General features: G+C 40.0%; 29 protein-coding genes. 14 read left to right on the top strand and 15 right to left on the bottom strand.

The window, feature by feature from the left end; genetic code table 11:
• Positions 1 to 31 precede the first annotated feature (31 nt).
• Together JG30_RS07550 and JG30_RS07545 are read left to right on the top strand one after the other, a co-directional pair.
• On the top strand, positions 32 to 1,093 hold the full coding sequence (locus tag JG30_RS07550) for a galactitol-1-phosphate 5-dehydrogenase (RefSeq protein ID WP_046317782.1): 1,062 nt from the start codon (positions 32 to 34) through the stop codon (positions 1,091 to 1,093).
• A gap of 27 nt (positions 1,094 to 1,120) precedes the next feature.
• Entirely contained in the window at positions 1,121 to 1,855 is a 735-nt protein-coding gene (locus JG30_RS07545; RefSeq protein ID WP_046317781.1) for an L-ribulose-5-phosphate 4-epimerase, read from the top strand.
• Positions 1,856 to 1,973: 118 nt separating this feature from the next.
• Here JG30_RS07545 and JG30_RS07540 read toward each other — a convergent pair whose 3' ends face one another.
• The 5 genes from JG30_RS07540 to JG30_RS07520 all read right to left on the bottom strand — a co-directional run bounded on the left by JG30_RS07540 (position 1,974) and on the right by JG30_RS07520 (position 5,733).
• A complete protein-coding gene (locus JG30_RS07540) occupies positions 1,974 to 2,351 on the bottom strand; it encodes a transcriptional regulator GutM (protein ID WP_052725265.1) in 378 nt (125 codons plus the stop codon).
• A 12-nt stretch (positions 2,352 to 2,363) separates the two neighbouring features.
• Positions 2,364 to 3,389, bottom strand: a complete 1,026-nt coding sequence (gene srlE, locus JG30_RS07535) for a PTS glucitol/sorbitol transporter subunit IIB (RefSeq protein WP_046317779.1) — start codon at positions 3,387 to 3,389, stop codon at positions 2,364 to 2,366.
• A gap of 2 nt (positions 3,390 to 3,391) precedes the next feature.
• Positions 3,392 to 3,976, bottom strand: coding sequence for a PTS glucitol/sorbitol transporter subunit IIC (gene srlA, locus JG30_RS07530; RefSeq protein WP_046317777.1), 585 nt, complete (start codon positions 3,974 to 3,976; stop codon positions 3,392 to 3,394).
• Positions 3,977 to 3,992: 16 nt separating this feature from the next.
• A complete protein-coding gene (locus tag JG30_RS07525) occupies positions 3,993 to 4,355 on the bottom strand; it encodes a PTS glucitol/sorbitol transporter subunit IIA (protein ID WP_046317775.1) in 363 nt (120 codons plus the stop codon).
• A 130-nt stretch (positions 4,356 to 4,485) separates the two neighbouring features.
• Positions 4,486 to 5,733 carry an NAD(P)H-dependent oxidoreductase gene (locus tag JG30_RS07520; RefSeq protein WP_046317774.1) on the bottom strand — a complete coding sequence of 416 codons (1,248 nt, stop codon included), beginning with the start codon at positions 5,731 to 5,733 and terminating at the stop codon, positions 4,486 to 4,488.
• Between the two features lie 319 nt (positions 5,734 to 6,052).
• Between JG30_RS07520 and JG30_RS07515 the strand changes: the two genes are divergently transcribed.
• Positions 6,053 to 6,874 carry a sugar-binding transcriptional regulator gene (locus JG30_RS07515; protein ID WP_245626310.1) on the top strand — a complete coding sequence of 274 codons (822 nt, stop codon included), beginning with the start codon at positions 6,053 to 6,055 and terminating at the stop codon, positions 6,872 to 6,874.
• 97 nt (positions 6,875 to 6,971) lie between these two features.
• Here JG30_RS07515 and dhaL read toward each other — a convergent pair whose 3' ends face one another.
• From dhaL to JG30_RS07495, 4 genes are all read right to left on the bottom strand, one after another.
• Positions 6,972 to 7,631 (bottom strand): dihydroxyacetone kinase subunit DhaL, encoded by a 660-nt coding sequence (gene dhaL, locus JG30_RS07510; protein WP_052725264.1) that lies wholly within the window; start codon positions 7,629 to 7,631, stop codon positions 6,972 to 6,974.
• 69 nt (positions 7,632 to 7,700) lie between these two features.
• On the bottom strand, positions 7,701 to 8,690 hold the full coding sequence (locus JG30_RS07505; protein ID WP_046317772.1) for a dihydroxyacetone kinase subunit DhaK: 990 nt from the start codon (positions 8,688 to 8,690) through the stop codon (positions 7,701 to 7,703).
• A gap of 27 nt (positions 8,691 to 8,717) precedes the next feature.
• Complete coding sequence (gene dhaM, locus JG30_RS07500; RefSeq protein ID WP_232354671.1) at positions 8,718 to 9,113, bottom strand: dihydroxyacetone kinase phosphoryl donor subunit DhaM; 396 nt, start codon at positions 9,111 to 9,113, stop codon at positions 8,718 to 8,720.
• A gap of 30 nt (positions 9,114 to 9,143) precedes the next feature.
• The gene (locus JG30_RS07495) at positions 9,144 to 9,926 is read right to left on the bottom strand and encodes a triose-phosphate isomerase family protein (protein WP_046317770.1); all 783 of its coding nucleotides are present in this window, start codon (positions 9,924 to 9,926) and stop codon (positions 9,144 to 9,146) included.
• A 190-nt stretch (positions 9,927 to 10,116) separates the two neighbouring features.
• Here JG30_RS07495 and JG30_RS07490 point away from each other — a divergent pair, with 190 nt between their 5' ends.
• The 4 genes from JG30_RS07490 to JG30_RS07475 all read left to right on the top strand — a co-directional run bounded on the left by JG30_RS07490 (position 10,117) and on the right by JG30_RS07475 (position 14,474).
• Entirely contained in the window at positions 10,117 to 10,581 is a 465-nt protein-coding gene (locus JG30_RS07490) for an RpiB/LacA/LacB family sugar-phosphate isomerase (RefSeq protein ID WP_046317769.1), read from the top strand.
• 30 nt (positions 10,582 to 10,611) lie between these two features.
• Positions 10,612 to 11,331 (top strand): transaldolase, encoded by a 720-nt coding sequence (locus JG30_RS07485; protein ID WP_046317767.1) that lies wholly within the window; start codon positions 10,612 to 10,614, stop codon positions 11,329 to 11,331.
• Positions 11,332 to 11,496: 165 nt separating this feature from the next.
• Entirely contained in the window at positions 11,497 to 13,494 is a 1,998-nt protein-coding gene (gene tkt, locus JG30_RS07480) for a transketolase (protein WP_046317765.1), read from the top strand.
• A 197-nt stretch (positions 13,495 to 13,691) separates the two neighbouring features.
• Positions 13,692 to 14,474: a DeoR/GlpR family DNA-binding transcription regulator gene (locus JG30_RS07475; RefSeq protein WP_046317764.1), complete on the top strand. Its 783-nt coding sequence runs from the start codon at positions 13,692 to 13,694 to the stop codon at positions 14,472 to 14,474.
• Between the two features lie 96 nt (positions 14,475 to 14,570).
• On the opposite strand, the gene JG30_RS07470 is transcribed toward JG30_RS07475, so the two are convergent.
• Both JG30_RS07470 and JG30_RS07465 read right to left on the bottom strand, forming a co-directional pair.
• Positions 14,571 to 15,281, bottom strand: coding sequence for an MIP/aquaporin family protein (locus JG30_RS07470; RefSeq protein WP_046317762.1), 711 nt, complete (start codon positions 15,279 to 15,281; stop codon positions 14,571 to 14,573).
• Positions 15,282 to 15,576: 295 nt separating this feature from the next.
• Complete coding sequence (locus JG30_RS07465) at positions 15,577 to 16,317, bottom strand: GntR family transcriptional regulator (protein ID WP_046317760.1); 741 nt, start codon at positions 16,315 to 16,317, stop codon at positions 15,577 to 15,579.
• A 236-nt stretch (positions 16,318 to 16,553) separates the two neighbouring features.
• Here JG30_RS07465 and JG30_RS07460 point away from each other — a divergent pair, with 236 nt between their 5' ends.
• The 7 genes from JG30_RS07460 to JG30_RS07430 all read left to right on the top strand — a co-directional run bounded on the left by JG30_RS07460 (position 16,554) and on the right by JG30_RS07430 (position 23,210).
• Positions 16,554 to 17,336, top strand: a complete 783-nt coding sequence (locus tag JG30_RS07460; protein ID WP_046317758.1) for an SDR family NAD(P)-dependent oxidoreductase — start codon at positions 16,554 to 16,556, stop codon at positions 17,334 to 17,336.
• A gap of 24 nt (positions 17,337 to 17,360) precedes the next feature.
• Complete coding sequence (locus JG30_RS07455) at positions 17,361 to 17,807, top strand: PTS sugar transporter subunit IIA (RefSeq protein WP_046317756.1); 447 nt, start codon at positions 17,361 to 17,363, stop codon at positions 17,805 to 17,807.
• The gene (locus JG30_RS07450; RefSeq protein ID WP_046317754.1) at positions 17,800 to 18,276 is read left to right on the top strand and encodes a PTS sugar transporter subunit IIB; all 477 of its coding nucleotides are present in this window, start codon (positions 17,800 to 17,802) and stop codon (positions 18,274 to 18,276) included. Before JG30_RS07455 ends, JG30_RS07450 begins: the two co-directional genes overlap by 8 nt.
• Positions 18,277 to 18,287: 11 nt before the next feature.
• On the top strand, positions 18,288 to 19,073 hold the full coding sequence (locus JG30_RS07445) for a PTS mannose/fructose/sorbose/N-acetylgalactosamine transporter subunit IIC (RefSeq protein ID WP_046317752.1): 786 nt from the start codon (positions 18,288 to 18,290) through the stop codon (positions 19,071 to 19,073).
• A gap of 16 nt (positions 19,074 to 19,089) precedes the next feature.
• Positions 19,090 to 19,908 (top strand): PTS system mannose/fructose/sorbose family transporter subunit IID, encoded by an 819-nt coding sequence (locus tag JG30_RS07440; protein WP_046317751.1) that lies wholly within the window; start codon positions 19,090 to 19,092, stop codon positions 19,906 to 19,908.
• 440 nt (positions 19,909 to 20,348) lie between these two features.
• Positions 20,349 to 21,566, top strand: a complete 1,218-nt coding sequence (locus JG30_RS09275) for a CHAP domain-containing protein (RefSeq protein ID WP_046317749.1) — start codon at positions 20,349 to 20,351, stop codon at positions 21,564 to 21,566.
• A gap of 246 nt (positions 21,567 to 21,812) precedes the next feature.
• A complete protein-coding gene (locus JG30_RS07430; RefSeq protein ID WP_046317747.1) occupies positions 21,813 to 23,210 on the top strand; it encodes a DHA2 family efflux MFS transporter permease subunit in 1,398 nt (465 codons plus the stop codon).
• A gap of 105 nt (positions 23,211 to 23,315) precedes the next feature.
• Here the strand turns inward: JG30_RS07430 and JG30_RS07425 are convergent, their stop codons facing one another.
• The 4 genes from JG30_RS07425 to tyrS form a co-directional block, all read right to left on the bottom strand.
• Positions 23,316 to 23,828: an Asp23/Gls24 family envelope stress response protein gene (locus tag JG30_RS07425; protein ID WP_376856565.1), complete on the bottom strand. Its 513-nt coding sequence runs from the start codon at positions 23,826 to 23,828 to the stop codon at positions 23,316 to 23,318.
• Between the two features lie 24 nt (positions 23,829 to 23,852).
• Positions 23,853 to 24,050 (bottom strand): DUF2273 domain-containing protein, encoded by a 198-nt coding sequence (locus JG30_RS07420; RefSeq protein ID WP_046317745.1) that lies wholly within the window; start codon positions 24,048 to 24,050, stop codon positions 23,853 to 23,855.
• A gap of 13 nt (positions 24,051 to 24,063) precedes the next feature.
• A complete protein-coding gene (gene amaP / locus JG30_RS07415; protein ID WP_046317743.1) occupies positions 24,064 to 24,624 on the bottom strand; it encodes an alkaline shock response membrane anchor protein AmaP in 561 nt (186 codons plus the stop codon).
• A gap of 316 nt (positions 24,625 to 24,940) precedes the next feature.
• On the bottom strand, positions 24,941 to 26,194 hold the full coding sequence (gene tyrS / locus JG30_RS07410; RefSeq protein ID WP_046317741.1) for a tyrosine--tRNA ligase: 1,254 nt from the start codon (positions 26,192 to 26,194) through the stop codon (positions 24,941 to 24,943).
• Between the last annotated feature and the right edge of the window lie 102 nt (positions 26,195 to 26,296).

Here is a 26,296-nt window from a genome sequence, read left to right as displayed (position 1 = left end):
TTGAAGGGTGATAATTATAGTGAATTCTGAAATGAAAGCAGCAGTTCTCGAAACTGCAGGCCATATGGTTGTTAAAAATGTTCCGGTTCCTGAAATTTCTGACGATGATTTTTTGATTAAAGTCGCTTATTCTGGTGTCTGCGGCTCTGATCTACCTCGAAGTCAAAAAGAAGGAGGCGCAAGACTTTATCCTTTGATTTTAGGACATGAATTTAGTGGAACAGTTGCCAAAATGGGTGCTAATATTAAAGGTTTCAATGTCGGAGATCACGTGGCTATTGCCCCTTTAATTCCTAATCCTGAATCAATTTATACCAAAATGGGTTTGTATGGTCTCAGTGATAACTACAATTTAATTGGTACCGGCAGCAACGGTGGCTTTGCCGAATATGTCAAGGTACCGAAGGGTCATGTCTTGCATTTGCCGGATAACATTAGCTTGAAAAACGCTGCTGGCATTGAACCGGCTACCGTCAGCGCCTATGGTTTGATGCGGGGTAATATTCAAGCCGGAGATGTAGTAGCAATCTTTGGTTGTGGCTCCATCGGTCAATTTGCTATCCAATGTGCTAAATTATACGGTGCTAAAACAGTTATTGCCGTAGATATTTTTGATGACAAGTTAGAATTGGCTAAAACTTTGGGAGCTGATTACACAGTAAACAGCAAATCAGACAATGCAGTTGCCAAAATCATGGAATTCACACAATATGGTGTTGATCTGGCAGTAGACTGTGCCGGTAATAAGATTACCGAAACACAAGCGCTGGAATGTACACGCAAAGATGGTAATGTTGTCTTTGTCGGCATTTCTAATGACGAATTACCGTTATCTGCTGAAGTAGTAGAAAAACATATCATGCGGGGCGGTTTGAATATCCATGGTTCCTGGATGTCTTACTCAATGCCTTATCCAGGCCGCGCTTGGGATGTGGTTATTAATGGTATGAGTCAGAAGGAACTCAATTTTGAAGCCATGATTTCCCATGTAATCACCCTCGATGATTTGGCTAGCTACTTGGAGCAAATGTACAATCGAAAATTAGAATTTAATAAAGTTGTTGTCAAAGTGGATGAATCACTCAAGGATTAGTAATTACTTAAAGGATAAAGAAAAACTATGCTAGAACAATTAAAACAAGAAGTTTATGAAGCTAATATGCAGTTGCCTAAATTAGGCTTGGTTACTTTTACCTGGGGCAATGTTTCCGGGATTGATCGTGAACAAGGTTTGTTTGTCATTAAACCTTCAGGTGTGGCTTATGAAGACTTAAAGCCTAGCGACATGGTCGTGGTTAACTTAAAAGGTGAAGTCGTAGAAGGCGATTTGAATCCTTCTAGTGACACGCCGACCCACACGGTTTTGTACAATGAATTTCCTAATATCGGCGGCGTGGTGCATACTCATTCTCCATGGGCTGTGTCTTTTGCAGCTGCAGGAATGGATATTCCAGCTTTGAACACTACTCATGCAGATACTTTCTACGGTTCGGTGCCGGCAGCCCGGGCGTTGACAAAAGAAGAAATTGAAGCAGACTATGAAGGTAACACTGGTAAGGCGATTGTAGAAACCTTCAAAGAACGTCAATTGGATTATGAAGCAGTACCGGCTTCTTTGGTTAGTCAACATGGACCATTTACTTGGGGACCATCGGCTAAGGATGCTGTTTATAATGCTAAAGTTTTGGAAGTTGTAGCTGAAGAAGATTACCATTCCTTGCAATTGACGCGCGATAATATCCAATTACCACAGTATTTGTTAGATAAGCATTATTACCGCAAACATGGTAAAGATGCCTACTATGGTCAAAATAACGCTAAATCTCATGACCATAGTAAACATGCCCATAATTAATAATTAGTAGTTTAGGGCAAAGTTTGAATCATTGGAAAAGCTCTTAATTTCATCAACATGAAATTAAGGGCTTTTTTGATGGTTAGGATAAGAACCAGGACAACCTAAAAAATAGAGGTCAGTGGCTGTTTTGTTGCTTTTGAGCATTGGCAATCGCCGCTTGTATAACCTTTGCATAAGGGCCAGTTTGGGCCAAGTGACTATTGATGGGTTGGTTAATGATTTCCGGATATGAATGAAATTTGCTAAAAATCGACCACCCCCGAATCAGGCGACAATCGCGGATAGTATCAGTTTGGTCAATGACAATTAAACAGACTTGACCAGGTTGTAGCTTGGGTTGATTCAATCCTACTCCAAAATAGCCGACCTGATTTTTTTGCAATACATCGCGGTACTCACGCACATAGAGCTGGGTATTGCCATAACTCAGTAACTGTTTTAGAACAATGATGCCTAATAAGAAAATAATAAAGCTACTACCGGGAAGATTCATATCGTTCAGACCCTACTTTAATAAAAATGAAAAACCAAAAGCAATCAGGACGGCTACCGGGGCCGTTAATAAACGAGAGAATAAAATGGCGGGAGTTCCGGAAGTAATGGTTTCCGGCTCTGCTTCTCCTAAAGTCAGTCCGACGGGGATAAAGTCACAACCGGCTTGAGCATCAATGGCAAATAAAGCCGGTAAAGCTAAATACAGGGGCACCGTCCCGGAAGCAATTTGTTGACCAATTAAAGTACCCACCACGGCGGCAATTACGCCGGCTGGACCGAGAATCGGGGATAAGAAAGGCAGGGCGCAAATAATACTTAAAATCACCAAACCAATAATATTACCGGCCAAAGGGCTCAAAATATGAGCTAACAGTTTACCAATTCCGGAATAATTAATGATTCCTACCAGAGTCGCCACAAAAGCCATGAAAGGCAGAATATTTTTAATGAGCGTATCAATAGTATCTCGCCCAGCTTGATAAAAAGTATTTACAAAATCGCCGGCAACTTGACCCACTACATCGATAAGGTGTAAAAAGTTATTTTCTGAAGTTGCTGTGTTTTGTGCATCTTGAGGAGCGGCAGTGGCCGTCTGGTCAGCCGTCGCTTGCACCGGTGGAGTTGGGGTATCAGTGGTGGCTGCAGGAGCTGGTGTCTGAGTAGCGGTCGTATTTTCGGAGATTTGCTCTACCGTGACCCCGGAAACAAAAATTTCAGGGTGAATAAATTGAGCTAAAGGACCCGCCGGGGTAATTGGAACTGTATTAACAGTCGGGATTCCCATTTTGGGATAAACCCCACTACGGGCAGTACCGCCGCAATCAATTACAGCCGCACACGTTTTTTCTTTAGGAACAGGATTTTTAAAAGAATCGGTGACTTCGGCTCCAGTTAGATCAGCAATTTTTTGGGCTACCGGATCAATGCCGCCGCCGGTAACACTAATAATGTAAGGCTTGTCTGCCGTGGGAGTAATGGTTAAGGGGCCGCCCCACCCATGATTACCCTTAACAATAGTGACACTGCGATAATTCATACTTAAGCCTCCTCCGCGTTTTCTTTAGCTAAATTGTTCACGTCCAAATTTTGATTTAAAATTTGAAGATTGTTATTACGTTTAAAGAAAAAGATGCTTAAACGTTCGGTGATTAAGCCGCGAATAAAAATGATGATGATGCCTGTTAAAGCGTAGAGTAATGCTAATTTGGCCTGATTACCGCCCGCTTTGGTAAAGCCATTGGCAATGCCTAAAAAAACAAATAATTCTGCCGAATTGGCGTGTGGAAATAAACCAGTAATAGGATGAATGAAAGAAACACAAGCATCATAAAAAGCAGGTTTATATTTTTCAGGTAAAAAGCGGCCCGCGGTATAGCACATGGGATTGGTAAAAAAGAAAATTCCCAAAATGGGTAATAGTGTATAACGGAGGATCGCGAATTTAGTTAATTTAGCCATAAAGTTATTCACACGGTCTTCACCAATAAATTTCACCAGGGCATTAATTGCTGTAATTAAGGCCACTAACAAGGGAATGATATCCGTCATGTAACCCATAAAAACTTTGCCACCGGCCTTAAAGAGTCCAATAAAGGCGGTTGCAGCATTTGTCATAGCATCCATTAAATAACCTCCTATACTATTTAATTGTGACTAATTGATTGGGTTGAATAGTAGGGACTGTCCACTGAGTCGAGGAAACAAAAATCGAACCGGGCAATTTGTTCATATCCTCATCCGTGTTATTAAAATAAATCGAAATATGACCCAGCTCATCAAAATTACGATTAGCCTCTGAACCTACAAAATCAATTTGAAATTGCTGATCATCAAAACTAATACTGCCCCCCACGTGTAAAACTTGAGTCTGATGATCTAATTTTTGATGCAGAGCCGCGATGTCTTTCAATTCGGCTGGGGCATTGGGATTAAACATAATTAAAATGCCATTTTTAATTAATTCGGGCGCAGTTTCACCGAGCGCAATAATTTTAGTTTGCACAAAAATACTTCCTCTCTGAGATCGCTTACATTTGGTACTAAAAAAATAGAATTGCCTTCGTTGCTGTGAAGCTACCAAATTATGCCGGGACCCAAACGACAATTCTATTCTTGACTAAAGAAATCAGTAATTAAGCAAAAACTTCATCTTGTAATTGCCGCAATTTGACAACTACTGCCTGCGAATCCAATTGTAAATCATCAGTGGTCAAAGCCTGACCATTTTTGATATCTTTTTGAGCAATGGTGGCTCCGGTAATACAACCAATTGGAACATGGTGATTAGTTACGAAGGCATCATGCTGTTCAATAACTCCGCGCACACTATAACCGCCAATCCCATCAATGGTTTCACCGGCTTTAATATCTTTTTTCGCTACGGCAATGGTTTCAGAGACTGGAGCTCCTAAAGGCACAATCGCGTGATCATGATTCAAAACTGCCTTGGCAATAGTTAAAGGTGTTTCTAAGCTGGCTAAATGGAAGGGCCGATATAAGATATGATGTTTCCGGTCGCCTTTCTTTAAAAGATAGTTCAATTCGTTTGCCACACCGGTATTTTGACCTTCGACAATCACAAACACTCCCGGAGCAATACCATCTACGTATTCAACGACTCCAAAATGGTCTAAGACTCCACCGTTGGCTTTTAAGTCTAATTGAGCGACGGTTTCATCCAGATCGCCTTTAATACCATGCATACCTTCGATATCTGGTGTCAAACCTGTAGCATTCGACAAAAGTGTCATCTCAGCCATCGTTTTGGTGCCATCTTTAAAAGCGGCGAGCATATGTGGCGACATATGTTTACTTGTGGCTTCGGCATTAGCAGTATCCGGATTAGCGTCGAGTTGAATTTTGTTATTTTTACCTTTTCCGGCGACTAAAACTTTCATCCCCATGGATTTGGCAAATTCGTATAAGGAAGTTGTGACTGCAGGTTCATCGCCATCGGAACCGGTATAAACTAAATTAGCTGCATCGTATAATTTTTTCATTAAAGGTCCAATAGTTACGTCGACTTCCACATTCAACAAGACTAAATGCTTTTGGGCAATTAAGGTAGCCAAGGCCAGTTGAGCGCCTACTTCTGTGACCCCCGTGGCGTCCACTACGACTTCCACTTGGTTGGAATTGACAATGTCTTTAAAATTCGTCGAAACTAGAATATCCACTGGAGTATCGGAATTTTCGTTAAAAGCGGCTTTGGCACGTTCAGCATTTTCTTTTTTGATGTCACTAATGCCAGTAACGACCATGCCGGGAATCGTTGAAATCTGCGAAATCATCCCGTAACCCATTTGCCCTGCACCAATAACGCCGACTTTAATCGGATTATGACTAGCTTCTCGAGCTTGCAACTGTTGATAAAGAGTCATCGTTCATCGTCTCCTTTTACAAATGTTATAACTGATAACAAATGTATAATAACTGCTTTTTTAACAAATGTCAATGTCTGTAACATATGTTCAGAAAGGCTGTCCAAGGGGAGGATCCGAAGTAGGTATACTGTTTTTGCAAAGTTTTTTTGCTAAAATACGCTTATAAATAACCTGGAAGGGAGCGAGTCCAATAACAAGAGATCTTAGCGATCGAGAGCTAATTTTAAAATCTGCCATTCTTTACTATGAGCAAAATCTAACCCAAGAACAGGTTGCTCATCGTATTGGAATTTCACGACCCAGTGTTTCGAAATTATTGCAAACTGCCAGAGAACAGCATCTGGTAGAATTTTTTGTTAAAGATTTTTATAAACGAACAGTTGAACTAGAGATTTATTTACAAGAAAAATATCATCTAAATTTTGTGAGAGTAGTATCCACGCGTTTTGACCGCACGACAGAGGCAATTAGTCGCCAAGTGGGGTTTTTATCTGCGCGCTATTTACAAGCACTGGCTTCGCAGGTAGCGACAATTGGTATCGGCTGGGGTAATGCTGTGTCTTACTTTGTTGATGAGACAGATTATTTTTTGGCCAGTCATTTAACGATTATTCCGCTGGTGGGGGGCATGGGACTATTAAATTTAGATACTCATGCTAATAAATTAGCTTCGAAAATTGCCACCAAATTAAATGCTCAGTACTCAACTTTTTACGCACCGGTCATTGCCGCTTCCAAAAAAGAGGCAAATGAATTAAAAAAATCTTCGTTAATTGCATCATGCTTGCAAGCTGCTAAAAATGTCGATGTGGCTTTTATCGGGGTAGGTAATGAAGTTGAATCTTCCACTTGGAGGCAATTAAATTACATTTCACAGGCCGAAACGGATGCTTTAGCGCAAGCGGGAGCAATTGGTGATGTAGTCGCTGACTTTTTTGACGAAACGGGACAGCGGGTGCAAACTGATTTCTCGGATCGGCTTATTGGGATTACAATTGATGATCTCAAAAGAATTCCGAATGTCGTGGCGATGGCCGTCGGTACTCCTAAAACGAGAAGTGTGCGGACGCTTTTAGAGAACAATGTGATTAACGCTTTAGTGGTTGACCAGGATCTGGCTGAAGCACTGGTGCAGTAAAAATTACGCTCAAGTGGATGTTTGGAAGAATAAAAAAACCTGATACATCAGTATCAGGTTTTTTTGCTAAAAGTTATTCAATTAGAGAGATTAAGAGTTACTTTTGGTCTTTGAGTGTGTCACAAATAATGTTAATTAAAAATTTAATGGAAGCAGAACCCGGATCAGCTTTGTCCACGCCCTTTTCGCCTAACCGCGCAGCCCGTCCTTTTTTCGGGAAGAGCGTAGTCGTGTGATCAAAAGCTTCTTGAGCCACTTTTTGGGCATTGGTTAAGGTTTGTTGGTAATCAGGTTCCGCTTCATGATCGATTAAATATTTAACCGTTGGCTGTAGTACGTCAAACATAGTTTTCTCTTCTAATGCTACTTTGCCACGTTTTTCAATTGCTGCAGTACCATTATTTAACATTTGATAAAAAGTAGGTAGATCGACGGTTTTTTCATCAGTCAGATCTTTGCCTAGTTGCATGAAAAAGCTACCATACAATGGACCGGAAGCGCCCCCAATTTTATCCAAAAGTGTAAAACCAATTTTTTTGACCAAGGCTTTCAGGGTCAGTTGGTCAAGATCCCATTGGGGAAGTTGTTGTAAAACGGCTTGAAAGCCAATATCCATATTTACACCGTGGTCGGCATCGCCGATTGCTGAATCCAGTTCGGTTAAATAATCTTTTTCCTGATGGATTTTTTCAGCCATTTGTGTAACGATCGTTTGAATTATCTGGTTATTTATTGTCGGTGTTTCCGTACTCATCATCAAGTAACCTCTTTTTCAAAAATTATGTTTCATAAGTGACGCTAATCTGTAGCAGCATTGGCTAATGCGTTAAACTCTCCAATAAGGTGCGTCACAAGGGAAGTCCAGTAATTCTTGCAATTCTGGCGTGAGTTGAGCGAGAGTAATCGACATACCAATCATATCCATGGAGGTCGCATAGTTCCCTACGAGGGCGTGATAAACTTTAATCTTATGTTCTTGGAGGATTTGTGCTAATTTACGATAGCAAATAAATTGATCCATCAACGGTAAACCACCAAGGCCATTGAGAATGACGTAAACTTGAGTATTCTCGTCGGTCTTCATATCCGCCAAAATATAGTCGGTCATTTCACTGACGACTTCATCGGCACTCTTGAGTTTTTCGCGTTTAATGCCTGGTTCGCCATGAATTCCCATGCCAATTTCCATGTCGCCTTCTTCCATGGTGAAAACTTCTTTGCCGGTTAGTGGATTGGTTTCTGAAGATAACGCCATTCCCATTGAATGAGTCTGACGGTTGGCCATTTCTGCAGCAGCTTTGACTTCTGCTAAATTTTTGCCTTGAGCAGCAGCGGCAGCGGCAGCTTTAATGACAATCAGATCCCCAGCCACGCCGCGGCGATCGCTGACATTTTTGGCGGAAAAAACATCATCGGTAATTGGTAATGAATCTACTTTATGACCCTCATCTTCGGCCATTTCTGCGGCCATATCAAAATTCATACAATCTCCGGAATAATTGCCGTACAGCATTAAAACGCCTTCGCCAGTGTCAACTTTTTTAATGGCTTCATAAACAGCTTGCGGTGAAGGTGAAGTATTGATATTACCAGCTACAGAAGCATCCGCAAGATTTTTGCCAATATATCCTGGAAACAGCGGTTCATGACCTGAGCCACCGCCGATAATGATTTTTACATGTTTGTCGGCAATATGCTTGCCTAAAATAACACCAGGATTATCCGGGTCTTGTTCCACATATTCATTAAAAGCACTGGTATAGCCTTCAATCCATTCGTTAACTACATTTTGACCGTCATTGATTAACCTGCGCATACGTTATCCATCTCCTTAAAATTTTTCTTAATTTTGGGCTTTCGCCGATTCGACCTCTTCCAAAATTTCCGGCAGCGAACAGTCAGTAGATGCTTTAACCGCAGCAGCAAATGCTCCTTCTACCAAGGGAGCTGTTACAATTTGCGTTTTAGCTTTCAGATCATCATCCAGCATATCTCGAGCCATTTCGCTACTCATAATCGAGCTGCCAATATCGTTAAAAATTAAAACAGCACTTTTATTGGCCATAGTTTCAATAGCTGATGATATTTTTGTGACTGATGTTCCCAAACGACCATCGCTAGTGCCTCCGGCCGATACAATAGTCACCCTGGAGGATTTGGCCATTTGATTAATTAGTTCTTTTAAGCCATCAGTAATTTTTTGACTATGTGAAACTAAAACAATTCCGATATCTGTCAACTTCTTACCCTCACGATTTCATTAGAATGATTAATTTGCCTGTAATTTAACCTGTTTGACAATTTGGACAATTTCCGCAAAATTTTGCGGATCATGGCCAAAGCGTCCCACAAAGACGCCATCGACATTTGGATTATTGACCAAAGATCCTGCAGTGTCTTTGCTGACCGATCCGCCATAAATAATGCGCACATTGTCAGCAGTTGGGCCAATCAGTTCAGCCAGTGCCTCTCTAATCATGGTGTGGGCTACCGCAACGTAACTGGCTTTGGCGGCTGCAGCTTTGCCAATAGCCCAGTAAGGCTCATAAGCAATAATTAAAGTCGCTAATTGAGCAGGGGAAATATTGGCTAAATCAGCAGCAAGAATTTTTTTGAATACCGTTTTTAGTTCCGCACCAGTGGTTTGTTGCGCTTCACCGATACATAAAAGGGGAACTAATTGATTTTTTAAAGTTAATTGAATTTTTTGGTTAATTAATTCGTCATCTTCATGAAAGTAAGTACGCCGCTCGTAGTGTCCAATTTCTACATAATGCCCCTGTAGATCTACGAGTGATTCAATTGAAAACTCTCCAGTTAAAGCTCCATTAGCAAGTGGAGCAATGTTTTGTGCGCCTAAACCGATTACATTTTCTCGATTATGTAATGCTTGCGCTACAGGATAAATGACCCCCATACTTGGCAAAATAAATAATTCCAGGTCAGTTTCTCCGTTTGTTAATTGCGAAATACTTTGTGCGTAATTAACAGCCTCGGCAATTTTATTTTGATAAATCTTTAAGCTAATTCCTACCAACGGTTTTCTACCCATTAAATCACTTCTTTCTATCGGTTGTTCACTGTCTGTTGTGATTATAAAATAAAAAAAAGGGGTATTCAAGCGCTTACATGAAAAACCACTGAACTATTATTTGATTTATTCTTTTTTTATTAAATGAAACATTGTTTACAGTATAGTGCTGTTATATAATAAAAACGGTTCCAAAAATGGAGGGATAAAATTGAAAATTGCTGTCGGATCAGATAATAACGCTTTTAAAATGAAAGAAGCAGTTAAAGAATATTTACTGCAATTGGGTTATGAAGTGAAAGATTACGGTTGTCACTCAGAAGATGAAGTGGATTATCCACATATTGCTTTTGATGTGGCTGAAGGAATTGTTAATAAAGAAGCTGAACGCGGCATTTTGATGTGTGGTACGGGTATTGGGATGGCGATCTCTGCTAATAAGGTACCTGGCATTAGAGCCGCGCAGGTATTGGATCCATATTCTGCTGAGCGGGCTGAATTGAGTAACAATGCTCAGATCATTACCTTTGGGGCATTAACAATGGGCGTAGAAGCCGTTAAGTCACTTGTTAAAATTTATTTAGATGCAGATTTTGAAAAAAATCATAAAGCCGGTTCGGCACGTAAAGTGCAACAAATTATTGATAAAGAAAAAAGCAATGGCAGTTTAAAATAAGTAAAATCTTAAGTAATGGAGATAAATGAAATGGCTAAAAAATTTAACATTGACATTTATTCAGATGGTGCGGACATTCAAGATATGAAAAAAGTAATCGATTATGGTTTTATCGATGGCTTTACAACTAATCCGTCCTTAATGAAAAAAGCCGGCGTCAAAGATTATTTGTCTTTTGCAAAAGAAGTAGTGGCTACTTTTCCTGATTTACCAATTTCTTTTGAAGTCTTTAGTAATGACTTTGAGACTATGGAAAAAGAAGCTAAAATCATTCACTCCCTGGGTTCAAATGTTTTTGTAAAAATTCCAGTCATTACGGTGGATGGGCAGAGTACCGCGCCGTTAATTAAACGGTTGTCCGATCAGGGTATTTTTGTAAACGTTACCGCTATTGCAACGGTTGAACAAGTGCAAGCTGCTGTCGAAGCGTTTCATGAGGGAACGACTAATTTGGTTTCCATTTTTGTCGGCCGGGTAGCAGATGCAGGCCTTGATCCGACTGATTTTGTTAAAGAAAGTGTGGCCATTTGCCAAAAAGTGCCTGCAGCTAAATTGCTCTGGGCAAGTACGCGGGAAGTGGCTAATGTTTATCAAGCTGCCCAAGCGGGAGTTGACATTATTACGGTTCCGCCTGCTATTTTAACCAAATTACAGAATGTGGGTAAAACCGCTGCCGAAGTATCATTAGCAACTGTAAAAGGCTTTGAAAAAGATATTTCCAGCTTGGGTTTTAGTATTTTAGACGACTAAAGCTCGCTGTGTTGAAGAACTATTCTAGAGCGGGTTAAATTTAAAATTCTTTCTCTTTTTCCACAATGCTTGGGAGGTCTCTGTTGAGTGTAAGAGCTTTTATTTCTGCAAGTATTGTCCCGAAAATGAGAAAGTTATTTTTACGGTTGAAGGAGATTTTTTTAAGTGGGAACAAATAAATTTACGCAAATTGATGAACAGGCTGTGAATGCGCTGAGATTTTTAAGTGTAGACGCGATTGAAAAGGCTAATTCAGGCCATCCGGGTTTACCATTAGATGCTGCACCAATGACCTATGTGTTGTGGTCCCAACACATGAAGCAAAATCCACAAGATTCAAAGTGGATTAATCGGGACCGTTTTGTACTCTCTGCTGGTCATGGGTCTGCATTGTTATATAGCTTGTTGCATCTGTCAGGTTATAAAATATCCTTAGAGGATTTACAAAACTTTCGCCAACAAGGTAGTAATACTCCCGGTCATCCCGAGTATCAAGTAGTAGATGGCGCTGACTGTACTACTGGGCCTTTGGGACAGGGATTAGCGATGGCCGTAGGGATGGCCATGGCTGAACAACATTTAGCCGCCCTTTATAATAAACCCAACTTTCCGGTGATGGATCACTTTACTTTTGCTTTAGTTGGCGATGGTTGCCTAATGGAAGGAATTTCTCATGAAGCTGCCAGTTTAGCCGGACATTTAAAATTGGGCAAATTAATTGTGTTATATGATTCCAATGATGTTTCTTTAGATGGCCCTACCTCGCAAGCGTTTACAGAAAATGAACAACAACGTTTTGAAAGTTATGGCTGGCAATATTTAAAGGTTACTGATGGCAATGATTTAGCCCAAATCGATGCTGCATTGACGGAAGCCAAAGCTGCGACTAATCAACCAACAATTATTGAAATTAAGACCATTATTGGTTATGGCACACCTAAAGCGGGCACTAACGCGGTTCATGGCGCACCTTTGGGCGCAGAAGCTTTAAAATATGCCCGGGATTTCTTTAAATGGGATTATGCACCATTTGAAGTACCACAAGCAGTTTATGATCGTTTCCATGATAAGATTGCTGCTACAGGGAAAGCTGCTGAAGAACAGTGGCAAAAAATGTTGGCAGATTATAAACAACAATATCCACAAGCTTATCAACAGTGGCAAGCAGGAGTTGCAGGTCAATTTAGCGATAAATTAGAGAACATTTTGCCAGTGAGTGACCCAGAAACTAGTGAAGCTACACGTAATAGCAGTCACCGTATGATTAATGCTTTAGCCCAAAATAATCCTAATTTCTGGGGCGGTTCCGCAGATTTATCATCGTCGAATAAAACGCAAAATGAAGCTTCCAGTGCGTTTGAACCCGGAAATTATCAAGGAGAAAATATTTGGTATGGTGTGCGGGAGTTTGCTGAAGGAGCAGCCATGAATGGAATTGCTTTGCATGGCGGCACAAGAACTTATGGTAGTACATTTTTTGTGTTCTCTGATTATATGCGGGGAGCTATTCGTTTAGCGGCAGTGCAACATTTACCTGTAACTTATGTTTTGACCCATGATTCGATTGCCGTAGGTGAAGATGGGTTGACCCATGAACCGATTGAACAATTAATGAGTTTTCGGGCAATGCCGGGAATTAATGTAATTCGACCAGCGGATGCTAATGAAACAGCTGCTGCTTGGAAAATTGCCGCAGAAAGTCAATCCACACCGACGATGTTAGTTTTGTCACGACAAAACTTAAAAGTTTTGCCTGGAGGAGCTAAATTTGATCAAGTCCAACATGGTGCTTATGTAGTATCGCCACAGCAGGGACAACAACCAGAAGGGATTTTAATAGCTACAGGTTCGGAGGTTAATTTAGCCTTAGAAGCCCAAACCGCGTTACGTCAAAAAGACATTGATGTGTCTGTTGTATCTATGCCTTCTTTTGAACTGTTTGATCAGCAAAGTGCGGAATATAAAGAAAGCGTCTTGCCGGCAGCAGTCGTAAAGCGTATGTCTTTAGAAATGGGCTCGACTTTAGGCTGGGAACGTTATATTGGAACCCAAGGCTATGCTTTAGGAATTGATCGTTTCGGTGCCAGTGGTAAAGGTGAAGAATTAATTAAGAGCTACGGATTTACTGTAGACAATGTTGTAGAGAAGTTTCAAAAGCTTTAAGCAATAACTCGGTCCAGGTAAACTTTGGGAGTGGTCCAGATTAGGTAATTGTTAAATTAACACTTCCTAAGGGGTGCAGTTGCAGCCGTGGTTCTAAGCCTTGTTTGCTTTTTAGGGGCAACTAGGAGTGCATTAATTGATTGCCCGATACGGGAAACAATCTTACTGAAGAACATGTATAGTCTGAGGATGGGTTCATGTCAGTAGCTGAAACTAGAAGAAAGAAAATTATGGCATTACTTCAAAAACACCAGTCAATGGCGGTTAGTAAAATCATTAGTCAATTTTCTTATTCGCCTGCGACTATTCGCAATGACTTAAAAGTTTTATGTAATCGAGGGTTAATCGTGCGTCGTCATGGTTTTGCGGCGATTAATTCTTCGACTGTACAAGCCAGCAATGAAAACTTTAGTGATCGTACAATGAAGTTTCATGATGAAAAAGTCAAACTGGCTCATGCGGCGATGAAATATATTCAAAGCTCCGAGTGTATACTGTTAGATGCCAGTTCGACCTGTTACGAAATAGCTAAGGTACTGAACAAAGAACCCTTACGCTTGACGGTTATTACTAATGGCTTAATGGCCGCTAATTTACTGAAAGCTAATTCTTTAATCACTCCGATTTTAATTGGGGGCATTGTTAATGGCGCTTCTAGTGCAGTAGAAGGCTTATTAGGCCTCAATCTATTAACAAAGTTAAATATTGACTATGCGTTTTTGTCGCCGGAGGCCTTTACGCTAGATAAAGGGTTAACCGATTTTAGTATTTATGAAGTGCAGCTCAAGCAGCAGATGGTGAAATACAGTAATAAAAAAATTGCTTTAATTAGTCCAGATAAGTTGGGCCATAATTCCTTAGCTACTTTTTCTGAAGCCGATCAAATTGATCAGTTTATCATTGCGCAAACTCCTCAGAATGCAACTCAGATTACAAGTATTTTCCAAGATCACCCCCATTTGCATTACATCGTTGTGTAAAGTAGTAATGCTCATGAATTGCTGATAATAAAAAAAGAAGCACTCCTAATTTTGGGAGTGCTTCTTTTAGCGTGCTCAATTTTAAGGCATTAATGATTAGAAAACAGCTTTGTATAAGAAAGCCCCGATGGTAGCCCCGATTAATGGTCCCACAATAGGCACCCACGAGTAAGCCCAATCTGAGGACCCTTTACCTTGAATAGGCAAAATGGCATGCGCCAATCTTGGAGAGAAGTCACGAGCAGGATTTAACGAAAATCCAGTGGTACCACCTAAACCAGTTCCGACCATGAGGATTCCGGCAGCAACATTGAAGGTACTTACGCCAGCCACTGGTGTTTTGGAACTAAGTCCAAATAAAGAAAAGATTAAGACCATTGTGGCTAATAATTCTGAAAAGGTGTTGAAAAAGTAATTGCGAATTGCTGGTGTAGTAGTGAAGATAGCTAGTTTATCTTCAGCACTAACGGATGGACTGTTTTGAAAATGATTGTAATAGAAAAACCAAACCATAACAGCACCTAAAAATCCACCGGCCATCTGCGCAATTATGTATCCGAGAACGTGATTCCATGGGAATAATCCGGCAATTGCTAATCCAATTGTAAAGACGGGATTAAAGTGACCACCGCTGACATCACCGAACAATCCAGCGGGGACCCCCACAGCTAAACACCAGCCTAATAGAATCATGACGGGTCCACCGTTGTGGGATTTCGTCTTTTCCAAAGTATTATTAGCACATACTCCATCACCGATTAACACTAATAGGGTAGTGCCAAGAAATTCTGCCAAATAACTGGACATAATCTGTCCCTCCTCTAGTACTAGCAAAAAAATCATTATTTTATTATTTTGATTACTAAGTCATAATATTATAGCGCTATCATTTTTGTCAAGCGCTTTCAGGGAACGCAAAGTAAAAATAAGCCTTGTTTTTATCAAATTTATGTCTGAAAAGTGATTAGATAATAGTTAAATTTTTGCCAAAATTTGTTAAACAATGAGCAAAGCTGAGAACACATCGGTAATAAGATGCAATTGATAGTGGAAAAAGCTTGTGCTAGCGCCGGTCTGCTTCTGATAAGAATTGCAAAAATTTTTAATAATGAAGCAAAATTTTATATTCACTGTAAGCCCCACTATCATGCGAAATCGAATACTCCACAAGACGATTTTGGTCCGAATAAGTTTTTGTTTTTACAGTTTGAATGGGGTCCCCGACGTTCAATTTTAAAACTTCGGCATCTGTCTGATTAGCTGAACTAGCTTGCAGAATTTTTTCTCCGTAGCAGAGTTTAATTTGATAATGTGTTTGTAGAATTTGAAATAAGGAATGATTATTTAGATTAAACTGCTCCAAGTGGGCAGCTAAAGACATCGGCACAAAAGTGGTGTCAAAAACAATGGGATTATTATCACTATAACGCAAACGTTTAATCCGGTAGAAATCGGTTTCTTTTGCTGTGAAAATTTGCGTTAACTCAGGTGAAGTCTGAATTTTTTCAAAAGCTAAAACTTTGGTCGATACACGGTGTCCTTCTGCTTCTAACTGCTGTTGGAAGCTTTTAATATGATTGAGTTCCCACTGATTTGTATCCAGATGTGGTGGCCGGACAAAGGTGCCGACGCCACGACGTTTTTCTAAGTGACCACTTGTTACTAAATTGGCTACGGCAGTCCGGACAGTGGTACGGCTGACATTATACTGCCGCATTAATTCTTTTTCAGAAGGGAGGCAATCTCCGCTTTTTAATTGCCCCGCATTAATTTTACTGATGAGATCAGTTTGTAATTGATAGTACATGGGTAGAGGACTGAATTTATCAATTTTTTTGATCATAAACTGCTCCTTGAGAATTCTGATAGTTAATTGCCATTTTACCATTTTTTCAGGGTGTACAAAGAAATGGGGCAGGAACTTCTGATAAAGTTCTTCGGGGTTCCTCAAATTTGGAACTAAAAGCACGGACAGTTTCTGGCTTAATAGAATTTTGACATCATCATTATTAATGATATAATGACGTCACGACGTCGTGATGATAGCGCTTACTTTAAAGAAGGGGAGTTTCAGAATTTATGACACAATTTAACAATAAATTGGCGGTAGTAACTGGCGGCTGTAGCGGTCTAGGACAAGGAATTAGTGAAAAGTTAGCTACTTTAGGGGCACAAGTAATTGTCGCGGATTTAAAAACGGCCGAACAAGGGGCGCAATTTGTCGCCACCGAAAAACAGCAAGGCTATGATTTACATTTTTATCATTTGGATGTTTCCGTAGCTGAACAAGTCAAACAGTTCGGTGAATGGATCGAAACTAATTTTGGCTTAGTAGATTATTGGATAAATTGTGCGGGTATTTCCATCATTACTCCCTTTTTGCAGCACACGGAAGCGATTTGGGACAAAACGTTAGATATCAACTTAAAAGGACAGTTTTTATGCTGTCAAATTGCAGTCCAGCAAATGTTACAAAAACACCAGGGAGTAATTATCAACCTTTCTTCGGAATCCGGGAAAAAGGGTACTAATAATTATGCAGCTTATTGTGCTAGTAAGTTTGGCGTTATTGGTTTAACCCAATCCTTGGCGGCTGAATTTGGTCCGCAAAATATTCGGGTTAATAGTATTGCGCCGGGAGTAGTTTATACACCTATGTGGGAAAAGCAAAAACAAGCTTATGCCGAAAAGAAAAATATCCAAGCCGACGAGGTAATGGATTATTTCGCTAATAAAATCCCTTTGCGGCGGATCGGGACATTAGCAGATATTGCTAACATTGTCACTTTTTTGTTAAGTGATGACGCCAGTTATATCACGGGACAAACGATTAATTTAAACGGCGGTGATTTAATGTTTTAAATTTAAAATTAAGGGGGATTGGTCATGATCGGGGTATTGATCGTGTCCCATGGTCAATTAGCTGCCGGTTTATTAGATGCGGTTAAAGTAATTATGGGCGCACCAACCCAAACGGCCACTTTAGCGTTAAATCAAGGCGACAGTATTGAAAGATTACGAGCACAAATTTTGCAGCAAATTCAATTATTAAATGATGGCGCTGGGGTAATTATAGTGACTGATCTATACGCTGCCAGTCCCTATAGTCAAACCATAGCTAATCATACAGAATTAGCCAATTTAAAAATTCCATACAAAATATTTACAGGCGCTAATTTATCAATGCTGATCGAAATATTCCATCAACGTCTATTGCACATTAACTTAGATGAAATGACTTCTAAAATTTTGCAGGCTGGGAAAAATGGGGTGAGAGAATTTTTTACAGAATTACGGCACTATCCAGCAGAAAGGCGGAAACGCAATGACTAAAATTGTTTTAGCGAGAGTTGATGATCGTTTGATTCATGGTCAAGTAATGACCGCTTGGATTCAATATACTGGTGGGAATCATATTGTTATTGTCGATGATGTCACAGCGCAAGATGATTTTACTAAACAAATTATGCAAATGGCGGTACCGGCAGGAATAAAATTGGATATTTATAATGTTCAAGAAGCTCCTCAAAAAATTAATGCGAATCAAACGGATAAATTAATTATATTGGCCAAGACGCCCCAAGTTTTCTTACAGTTAATTCAAGCACAAGTTGTATTACCTGGAGTAATTATTGGCGGCATGGGGGCTAATAAAGGTCGTCAAAAAGTTTATAAAAATATTTTTATGAATGCTGCCGAAAAACAAGCAGTTCAAGCAATTGGAGCACAAGGTGTGGAAGTGAAAGTTCAAGTAATTCCAGATGAAAAAGCCCTGTCCATTGAGAAGGTTGATTTGAATTAGGGGGTGAAGAAATGCATATTAATGTTTGGCAAGCGATTTTAATTGGTTTTGTTTATTTCTTAGGGATTAATGCGCAACCTTGGCTCACCACCATTGGAACTCACGTTATTATGCGGCCACTGGTTAATGGCACCATTGTCGGTTTGATTTTAGGCAAACCAGTAGAGGGCTGTTTAATTGGCGCTGCTATTAATTTACCTTTTTTAGCTTGGATTTCAGCCGGAGGTACCGTACCTATGGATCAAGCCTTAGCCGGAACGTTAGGGACGGCTTTAGCTATTGCAAGCGGAGTTAAACCGGCTGCAGCGGCTGCTTTAGCAGTGCCCCTGGGGTTATTAGGGACGGTCATTTGGGTGACACATATGACCGTGGATATTTCGTTTGTGCACATGGCCGATAAAGCAGCTGAACAAGGTAATGTTAAAAAAATTAATTTCTTGAATATTTGGCCGCCCCAATTAATTGTCTTTTTGATGTCGGTGATTCCGGTAGCTTTGGCTGTCTATTTTGGAGCCGAGCCCGTAGCTCATGTGATTAACATCTTAAAGGGGCGGCCAATGGATGTGCTGTCGGTCATTGGGGGAGTTTTGCCGGCACTGGGAATTGCGATGAATTTAAGAGCAATGAATGGTAAAGGCATGATAATTTTCTTTATTTTCGGATTTTTGTTAACGGTTTATTCCGGATTACCGATTCTGGTAGTATCGGCATTTGCGGCATTTATTGGTTATGTTTACATGACGCTTTATTTTAAAAATGAGCCCACAGCAGATCAGCAAGATAAATCAACTGATTGAATAGGAGGTTGAAGTAATGGTTGAAATAACTCGCAAAGATTTAAATCGTTCCTTTTGGAGATGGATGTTTTTTTCGCATTCGAATTATAATTATGAACGTTTACAATCCATGGGCGTCACCTACGCTTTGTCTCCAATTTTAAAGAAGCTGTATCATAATAAACCGGATGAATTAAAAGAAGCTTTGCAACGACATCTGCAATTTTTTAATACGGAACCATCTTTTGGGGATCCGATTTTATCGATCTCTATTGCGATGGAAGAACAAAAAGCTAACGGTCAACCGATTCCCGCGGAAATGATTGAAGGGTTCAAAACGGGGATGATGGGTCCATTGGCTGGCGTAGGAGATACTTTATTTCAAGGGATTATTATTCCAATTTTATTATCGTTCACGATTCCCTTTGCAACCGAAGGTAATATTATCTTAGGGCCTTTTGCTTATGGGGTTTTGTTATTAGGAATCATGTTGCCTATTGCTCATTGGTTGTGGATGAAGGGCTATTACACTGGTCGCCAAGGAATTTTGGAATTGTTGCATAATTCATTGTTACAAAAAGTAATGATGTTTGCGCAAATTCTGGGAGCCGTCGTTATCGGTGCTTTAACTGCCAAATTTGTAACCGTATCCACACCGCTGGCCATTCCTTTGGGGCGCACTTCACTCAATGTGCAGAAAAAAGTGTTAGATGAGCTGTCTTTAGGAATTCTCCCTTTAGCCGTAACTTTGGCTACATATTGGATGTTAAAAAAGAAGTTAAAACCGACGACAGTTTTGTTAATTTTAATTGTGGGAGCTGCCGTGTTAGGGGCCTTTGGGATTATTAAAGCTTGAAGTGTCTATTCGACGTTCAAATATGAGCACAATTGATAGTCTAGATTTTTGAGTTGTCATTGTATTGTGGATTGCTTGACAAATTAATTAAGCGGGATTTAAATGAATCGCTTAAAGATACCGTTAAATATTGAATGTTAATGCTTCAATAGGATAACGGTATTTTGTGTAAAAACAGCGAACAATAATTCGATTTTTTTTACAAAAAAGCGGTTACCTGCTAAAATCAGCATAGTACTATCTAAGAAACTAATAGCTGAACTTGAGTAAAAAAAGTGCTACACTAAATTTGTTTGGTTGTAGTCATTTCTAATAAGAGAGTGACTGTGATTGTAAAATAATTATCATGGTTTTGTAATGCTTTTGTTACTTTAGCAATGTATACTGACTGTATAAAGCACCAAACGTCAACTACAATATGGTTTAGAGGGGTTCTTTCAATGAAGCGTAAAAAATTAGGTTATCTATCCTCAGGGATTTTAGGATTAGCAAGTTTAACATTATTAGGTGTAAGTAATGCCAATCATACACATGCAGCTACCAATGGTACAATCAATTATAAAGGTGGCGCTACCACAGTCTGGTCCAGCCCGGAAGTAGGACAGACAGTTAAGCATTATTTAAATACTGGTGATAAGGTAAGTATTCAATCCTCCAAGAAAGTTTTTAGTGAGACTTGGTATAATTTAGGAAATGACGAATGGGTTTCCAGTAAGTATATCGATAGTAATCAAGTAGTCGCACAGCCAGCAGCGGAAGTGAAAGCTGATACTGTAACAGCCAATTATAAATCAGGTGCCACTACAGTTTGGTCTGATCCAGAATCCATGGCGCCGACAGGTGAGTATTTAGTTTACGGTGCGACTAAGAAAGTTTTAGCTAATAAAAAGGTCAACAATACAACTTGGTATCAAATTGAAGGCAAAGGTTGGGTTCCAGAAACCTATGTAGTTTTAAACAACCCTTCATTAACCAATGTAACACCAATTACAGTAGCTCCAGCTATCTCCAAAGCTGAACCGGCTCAACAACAACCAGCTGAACAAGCTGCACCGCAACAGCCGGCCCAACAACAACCAGCTGAACAACCTGCAGCATCACAACAGCCGGCCCAACAACAACCGGTTGAACAAGCCGCAGCACCGCAACAGCCGGCTCAACAATCAGCTGAACAACCTGCAGCAGCACAACAGTCGGCTCAACAACAACCAGCTGCTCAAGCTGCACAACAACAGCCGGCACAGCAACAACCAGCTGCTCAAGCCGCACAACAGCCGGCTGCAGGCAATCATGCTAATTACACTAACCAAGGTAATTCTTATCCTTGGGGTCAATGTACCTATTACGCTAAGAGTGTTGCTCCTTGGGTAGGCAATTACTGGGGCAATGGTGCTCAGTGGGCTTCTTCTGCGCGGAGTGCCGGTTTTAGAGTGGACAACACTCCTCAAGCTGGCGCAGTGATTAGTTTTGCGGGTGGTCAATCAGTGGGCACCTGGACTGCAGATCCATATTATGGTCACGTGGCAGTGGTTCAATCCTACAATCCAGCTAATAATACAGTAACCATTACTCAAGGTGGAATGGGCTTCAGTAGTCCAACAGGACCAAATACTCAAGTGCTTAGTGGTGCCACACAATACACATACATTCATCCTTAAGCATAAATTTAAATAATCTATAGAAGCTGTTTTGAAGAAATTCAAAACAGCTTTTTTGTTTAACTAGGAGATTGAGCAGTGGTTAGCGTAGTTTTTTGGAAGAAAGGGTTGGATTTCAGCAAAGAGAAGATGCTGATTTCTGACATTTTGCTGTAACTAGTAGTTGTAAAAATACTTACATGAAATAATTCTTTTTGCTAAGATAATCAAGTTGCACTTTTAAGTGTAATTGAAAGGAGTTATTTCATGAAAACAGGTCAAACTAGCGGCACAATTGAACATCACTGGTTGGTGATGGCTAGTATGATGATTGGAGCTTTCGTAGGGATGCTTTCGGAAACCTCATTAAATATTGCCTTACCCCAGTTGATGCAGGCGTTTCAAATCCCAGCTGCTAGTGTTCAATGGTTAGTTACTGGCTATATGTTAGTCATTGGCATTATTTTGCCCTTTTCTAGTTTATTAACCAAATGGTTTAGCACGCGGCAATTAGTTATTTTCGGATTGGTTGATTTTATAGTGGGGGCAGTGATTGCCGCCTTAGCGCCTAATTTTGTGATTTTATTATTGGGCCGAATGATTCAAGGATTAGGCACCGGAATTGTTTTGCCATTAATGTTTACGGTGGCAATGTTAATTTTTCCGCCGCAAAAATTAGGAACTGCCATGGGAGTATGTGCCTTAGTAATTATGTTGGCCCCAGCGATCGGTCCTACCTTAACGGGAATTATTTTGGGAAAACTCAGCTGGAACTGGGTTTTTTGGCTGTTTGTTCCTTTTTTAGTCCTGGCCTTAATTCTGGCCCTGTTGTATTTACCTAATGTGGGCCAAATAACTAAACCGCATGTGGATGTAATTTCATTGCTTGAATCGATTCTAGGATTTGGCTGCTTAGTGATGGGTGTTAGTTTTGCAGCCGAATGGGGCTGGTCTTCGCCTCTGGTTTTGGCTTTGATCCTGGGTGGTGTAATAATTTTAGGCTTTTATGGTTATCGACAAATCCATCTTGAAAATCCAATTATCAATTTAAGATTGTTTAGCAAACGTGATTTTACAGTGGGGGCACTGTGTGTCATGTTAGACTTTGCAATCATTTTGTCGGCGATGTATTTACTACCACAATATCTACAACGGGGATTATTATTGCCAGTTGCCTTCACGGGAATGATCATGTTACCTGGGGGAATTGTTAATGCGCTTGTGTCCGCACTTTCCGGTCGCTTGTTTGACGAGTTAGGAGCACGTAAGCCTGTTATTGCAGGATTCCTCATTGCGATTGGGGGCATTGTTTTATTGCTCCTATCTCAAAGTCATTCTACGGTAGGTTATATTATTACTGCCCACGTAGTTTTAATGATTGGTTGTCCTTTAGCTATGTCACCGGCGCAAACACATGCCTTGAATTCCCTGAAAGGACTAGAATCGGCAGATGGAAGTACGATTTTAAATACCTTACAGCAAATTATTGGTGCTGTCGCTACAGCTTTAGCAACGAGTTTTTTAAGTTGGGGGCAAGCAGCTTATCAGGGTACAAATCATGCGGCTCGGTTTGTTAATGGAGTTCATTTCGGGTTATACTTTACGTTGGCTTTAGCAGTGCTCGGTTTGGTACTGGGCTGGTTGATTAAGCCTCAACGACGTTAAGCACAATTTCCTAATAAAAACAATCCAACCGTGACAGCAATCTAAAAAGCGCAAATCCTAACTGGGATTTACGCTTTTTATTAATTGTTGTTTGCGGTTTATTAATTATTGCACTCGCTCGGAATTTTTCTTGGCTTGAGCGTTGTCTTTTTTCTTTTTATTATCGTCATTGTCAGAATTATTACCACTAATGCGGTCTTGCAAACTAACTGAATCTTTTTCGTGCTCCGCCTTGGTTTTGACATCAACTACGTTCACATTAACTTCGACAACCTCTAAGTTAGTCATTGATTTAACTTTATCATAAATTTTGTTCTTGATTTTGTCGTACAATTTGGAAATGTCGGCACCATATTCCGCCACAATATCCATATCAACGGCTACTTGTTTTTTACCAACATCCACATTGATACCGTTAGTTACATCATCATTATTAACTAATTTGTCGGTTAGATTAGAGAAGAATCCCCCATCAACTGTTAACAAACCATCAATGTCTGCTAAGGCGTTACCAATAATTTTTTGGATAACTTTTTGATCATAGGTTAATTCACCTTTTACGTTTTTTTCGTTATCTTGATCCTGATTCATATTTGATTTCATATTTGTCCGATCCATTGCCATGTGCTGCTTCCTCCTATATTATTCGTGACTTTTATTATTCGTTATTCTGATTTGAGAAATACGTGGCCAATAATGGCCAATAATGCTTCCCAGTAAAGTAATAATGAGAATTAAAAGGGTTGCTAGAAAACCCCAAATAACAAAACTTAAGGCCAATAACAAACCCAAACCGCCGCCGACGATTTCTGAGAAATGATTTTCGTAAAATTCTTTCATTTCGCGTCCCTCCTTATTGCACTCTCATTTTCGGAGAACCTGCGGCTTTGGTCTGATAACCATTGAAACGAATGTTGATAACAGGTTTTTGCTGAATGCCCAGCAACTGTTGGAGATTATGATGTAATTGTTCTAAATATTGTTCGAACTGCTGTTGCGCATGCTCACCGGCCAAAAGCTGTCCATCAATTTTAATATTCAATTGCCGATTGGTTAGTTTGGACGAAACCTTGGGATTGTTTAATAAGGGTTCATCTTTGAGGGAAGCGATGATAAAGTTATTAATAGCTTTACTGGAAACTTGTACCTGACCATATGATTTTTTGATTAAATTGAATTTTTTGTTAGTAGCTCGAAAAAGCACCATTAATAAATAAATCAGCCATACCACAATAAATATTGCACTGGCGATGAAAATGTAAGTCCGCAAATATACGTTTAAATCAGGCAGGGCGGGAATAGCAAAATGCCCCCAAGTAGTAATCACGTCCGCGTTAGCCCATAAACTATAAATTGGGATAGGACTAATTAGTAAGAGTAAAAGTACTAACAACCACTTACTTGTTTTTCTCAAATTATCACCTTCTTCTATTTTCAAAGTCATCATAGCATTTTCAACAATAAGATAATAATAATTTGCTCTTTAAAGCGAATAGTTCGAATTGAATAAAAATAATGAGTTTCAATTTTATAAAAAATGCTAATCAAAGATCTAGTCCAATTTCAGTGCCATTAGTTGAAAGAGTACATTGGACCAGCAGGCACTAATTGTTGCACCTCCACTGTAGGAAGAAGATGATGGAAGCTTTGGCGTGGAGCGTCCCTGCACCTAGAATGGGTATGGATCAAAACGCAAAAAAACTGCTCGCAAAATTTGCGAACAGTTTTTTTTAGGCTTGTACTTGCGCTAAAGTATAATTCTTTTTACCTTTGCGCACTAAAATGTATTGGCCGTCAAAATGACTATGTGGATCGACCCGAAAGTTTAGATCTTGGATGCGTTGACCATTGATCCAAATAGCACCTTGACTAATGTCTTCGCGGGCTTGGCGTTTGGAAGGTTCTAATTGATTGGTAACTAACCAATCGACAATATTAGTGGCTTGATCACTAATAGTAATCGCCGGCATTTTAGCAAAAGCCTGCTCTAATTGACGAACACTTAATTGGGTCACGTCACCTTCAAAAAGAATAGTGGAGATTTCCTGGGCAGCTTGTGCGGCTGCAGCACCGTGAACAAAGGTAGTAACTTCTTGAGCCAGGCGTCTTTGAGCTTGCCGTTTTTCAGGATGAGTTTGGACTTCATGTTCTAATTGAGTAATCTCATCATGACTTAAAAAGGTAAAATATTTTAAGTATTTAATCACATCCCGATCATCTTGATTAAACCAAAATTGATAAAATTCAAACACGGAAGTTTTATGGGCATCTAACCAAATGGCCCCGCCGGAAGTTTTCCCAAATTTGGTGCCGTCGGCTTTAACCATTAAGGGAATCGTCAAAGCAAACACGGCTGCTTGAGGGTCCTTTTTATGAATAAAATTGATCCCCGCGGTTAAGTTGCCCCATTGATCGGCACCACCAATTTGTAATTGAACGTGTTCGTGATGATACAGATGCCAAAAGTCAATGGATTGGAGGATTTGGTAAGTAAATTCCGTGTAGGAGATTCCAGTTTCCAAGCGAGTTGCAACGATTTCTTTGTTGAGCATGGTTTTAACATTAAAAAGTTTACCCGTATCCCGTAAGAACTCTAATAATGACAAGCGACTCAACCAATCGTAGTTATCAACAATAGTAAAGTTGTCTGTTCCAAAAAGACGTGTCATTTGCTTAGTTAAGGCCTGTTTATTTTGATTAACTTGCTCCATAGTTTGGAGTTGACGTTCGGTTTTACGACCACCGGGATCGCCAATGGAACCAGTACCACCTCCAACTACAATGTAGGGATGATGACCCGCCAATTGAAATCGTTTGAGCACTAAAAAGGGAATTAAATGACCAATGTGTAAACTGTCAGCAGTGGGATCGACTCCACAATACAAGGCAATGGGTTGACCTGTAGCTAGTCTTTTACGTAATGCTTCTAGATCACTAATTTGATAAACAGCTTCACGCCATTTTAAATCAGCTAAAATATCCATTATTATAGATCCTTTCTCCAATAAAAAATCCCAGAACTAAATGATTTAGTTCTGGGACGAAAAATTACCGTGGTACCACCCAACTTCGTGCTTACTGCACCT

Source organism: Bombilactobacillus mellifer, from assembly GCF_000970795.1.
Taxonomy (GTDB): Bacteria; Bacillota; Bacilli; order Lactobacillales; family Lactobacillaceae; genus Bombilactobacillus; species Bombilactobacillus mellifer.
The sequence above is the reverse complement of the archived record's forward strand: the minus strand, read 5'-3'. Positions and strand labels throughout refer to the sequence as shown.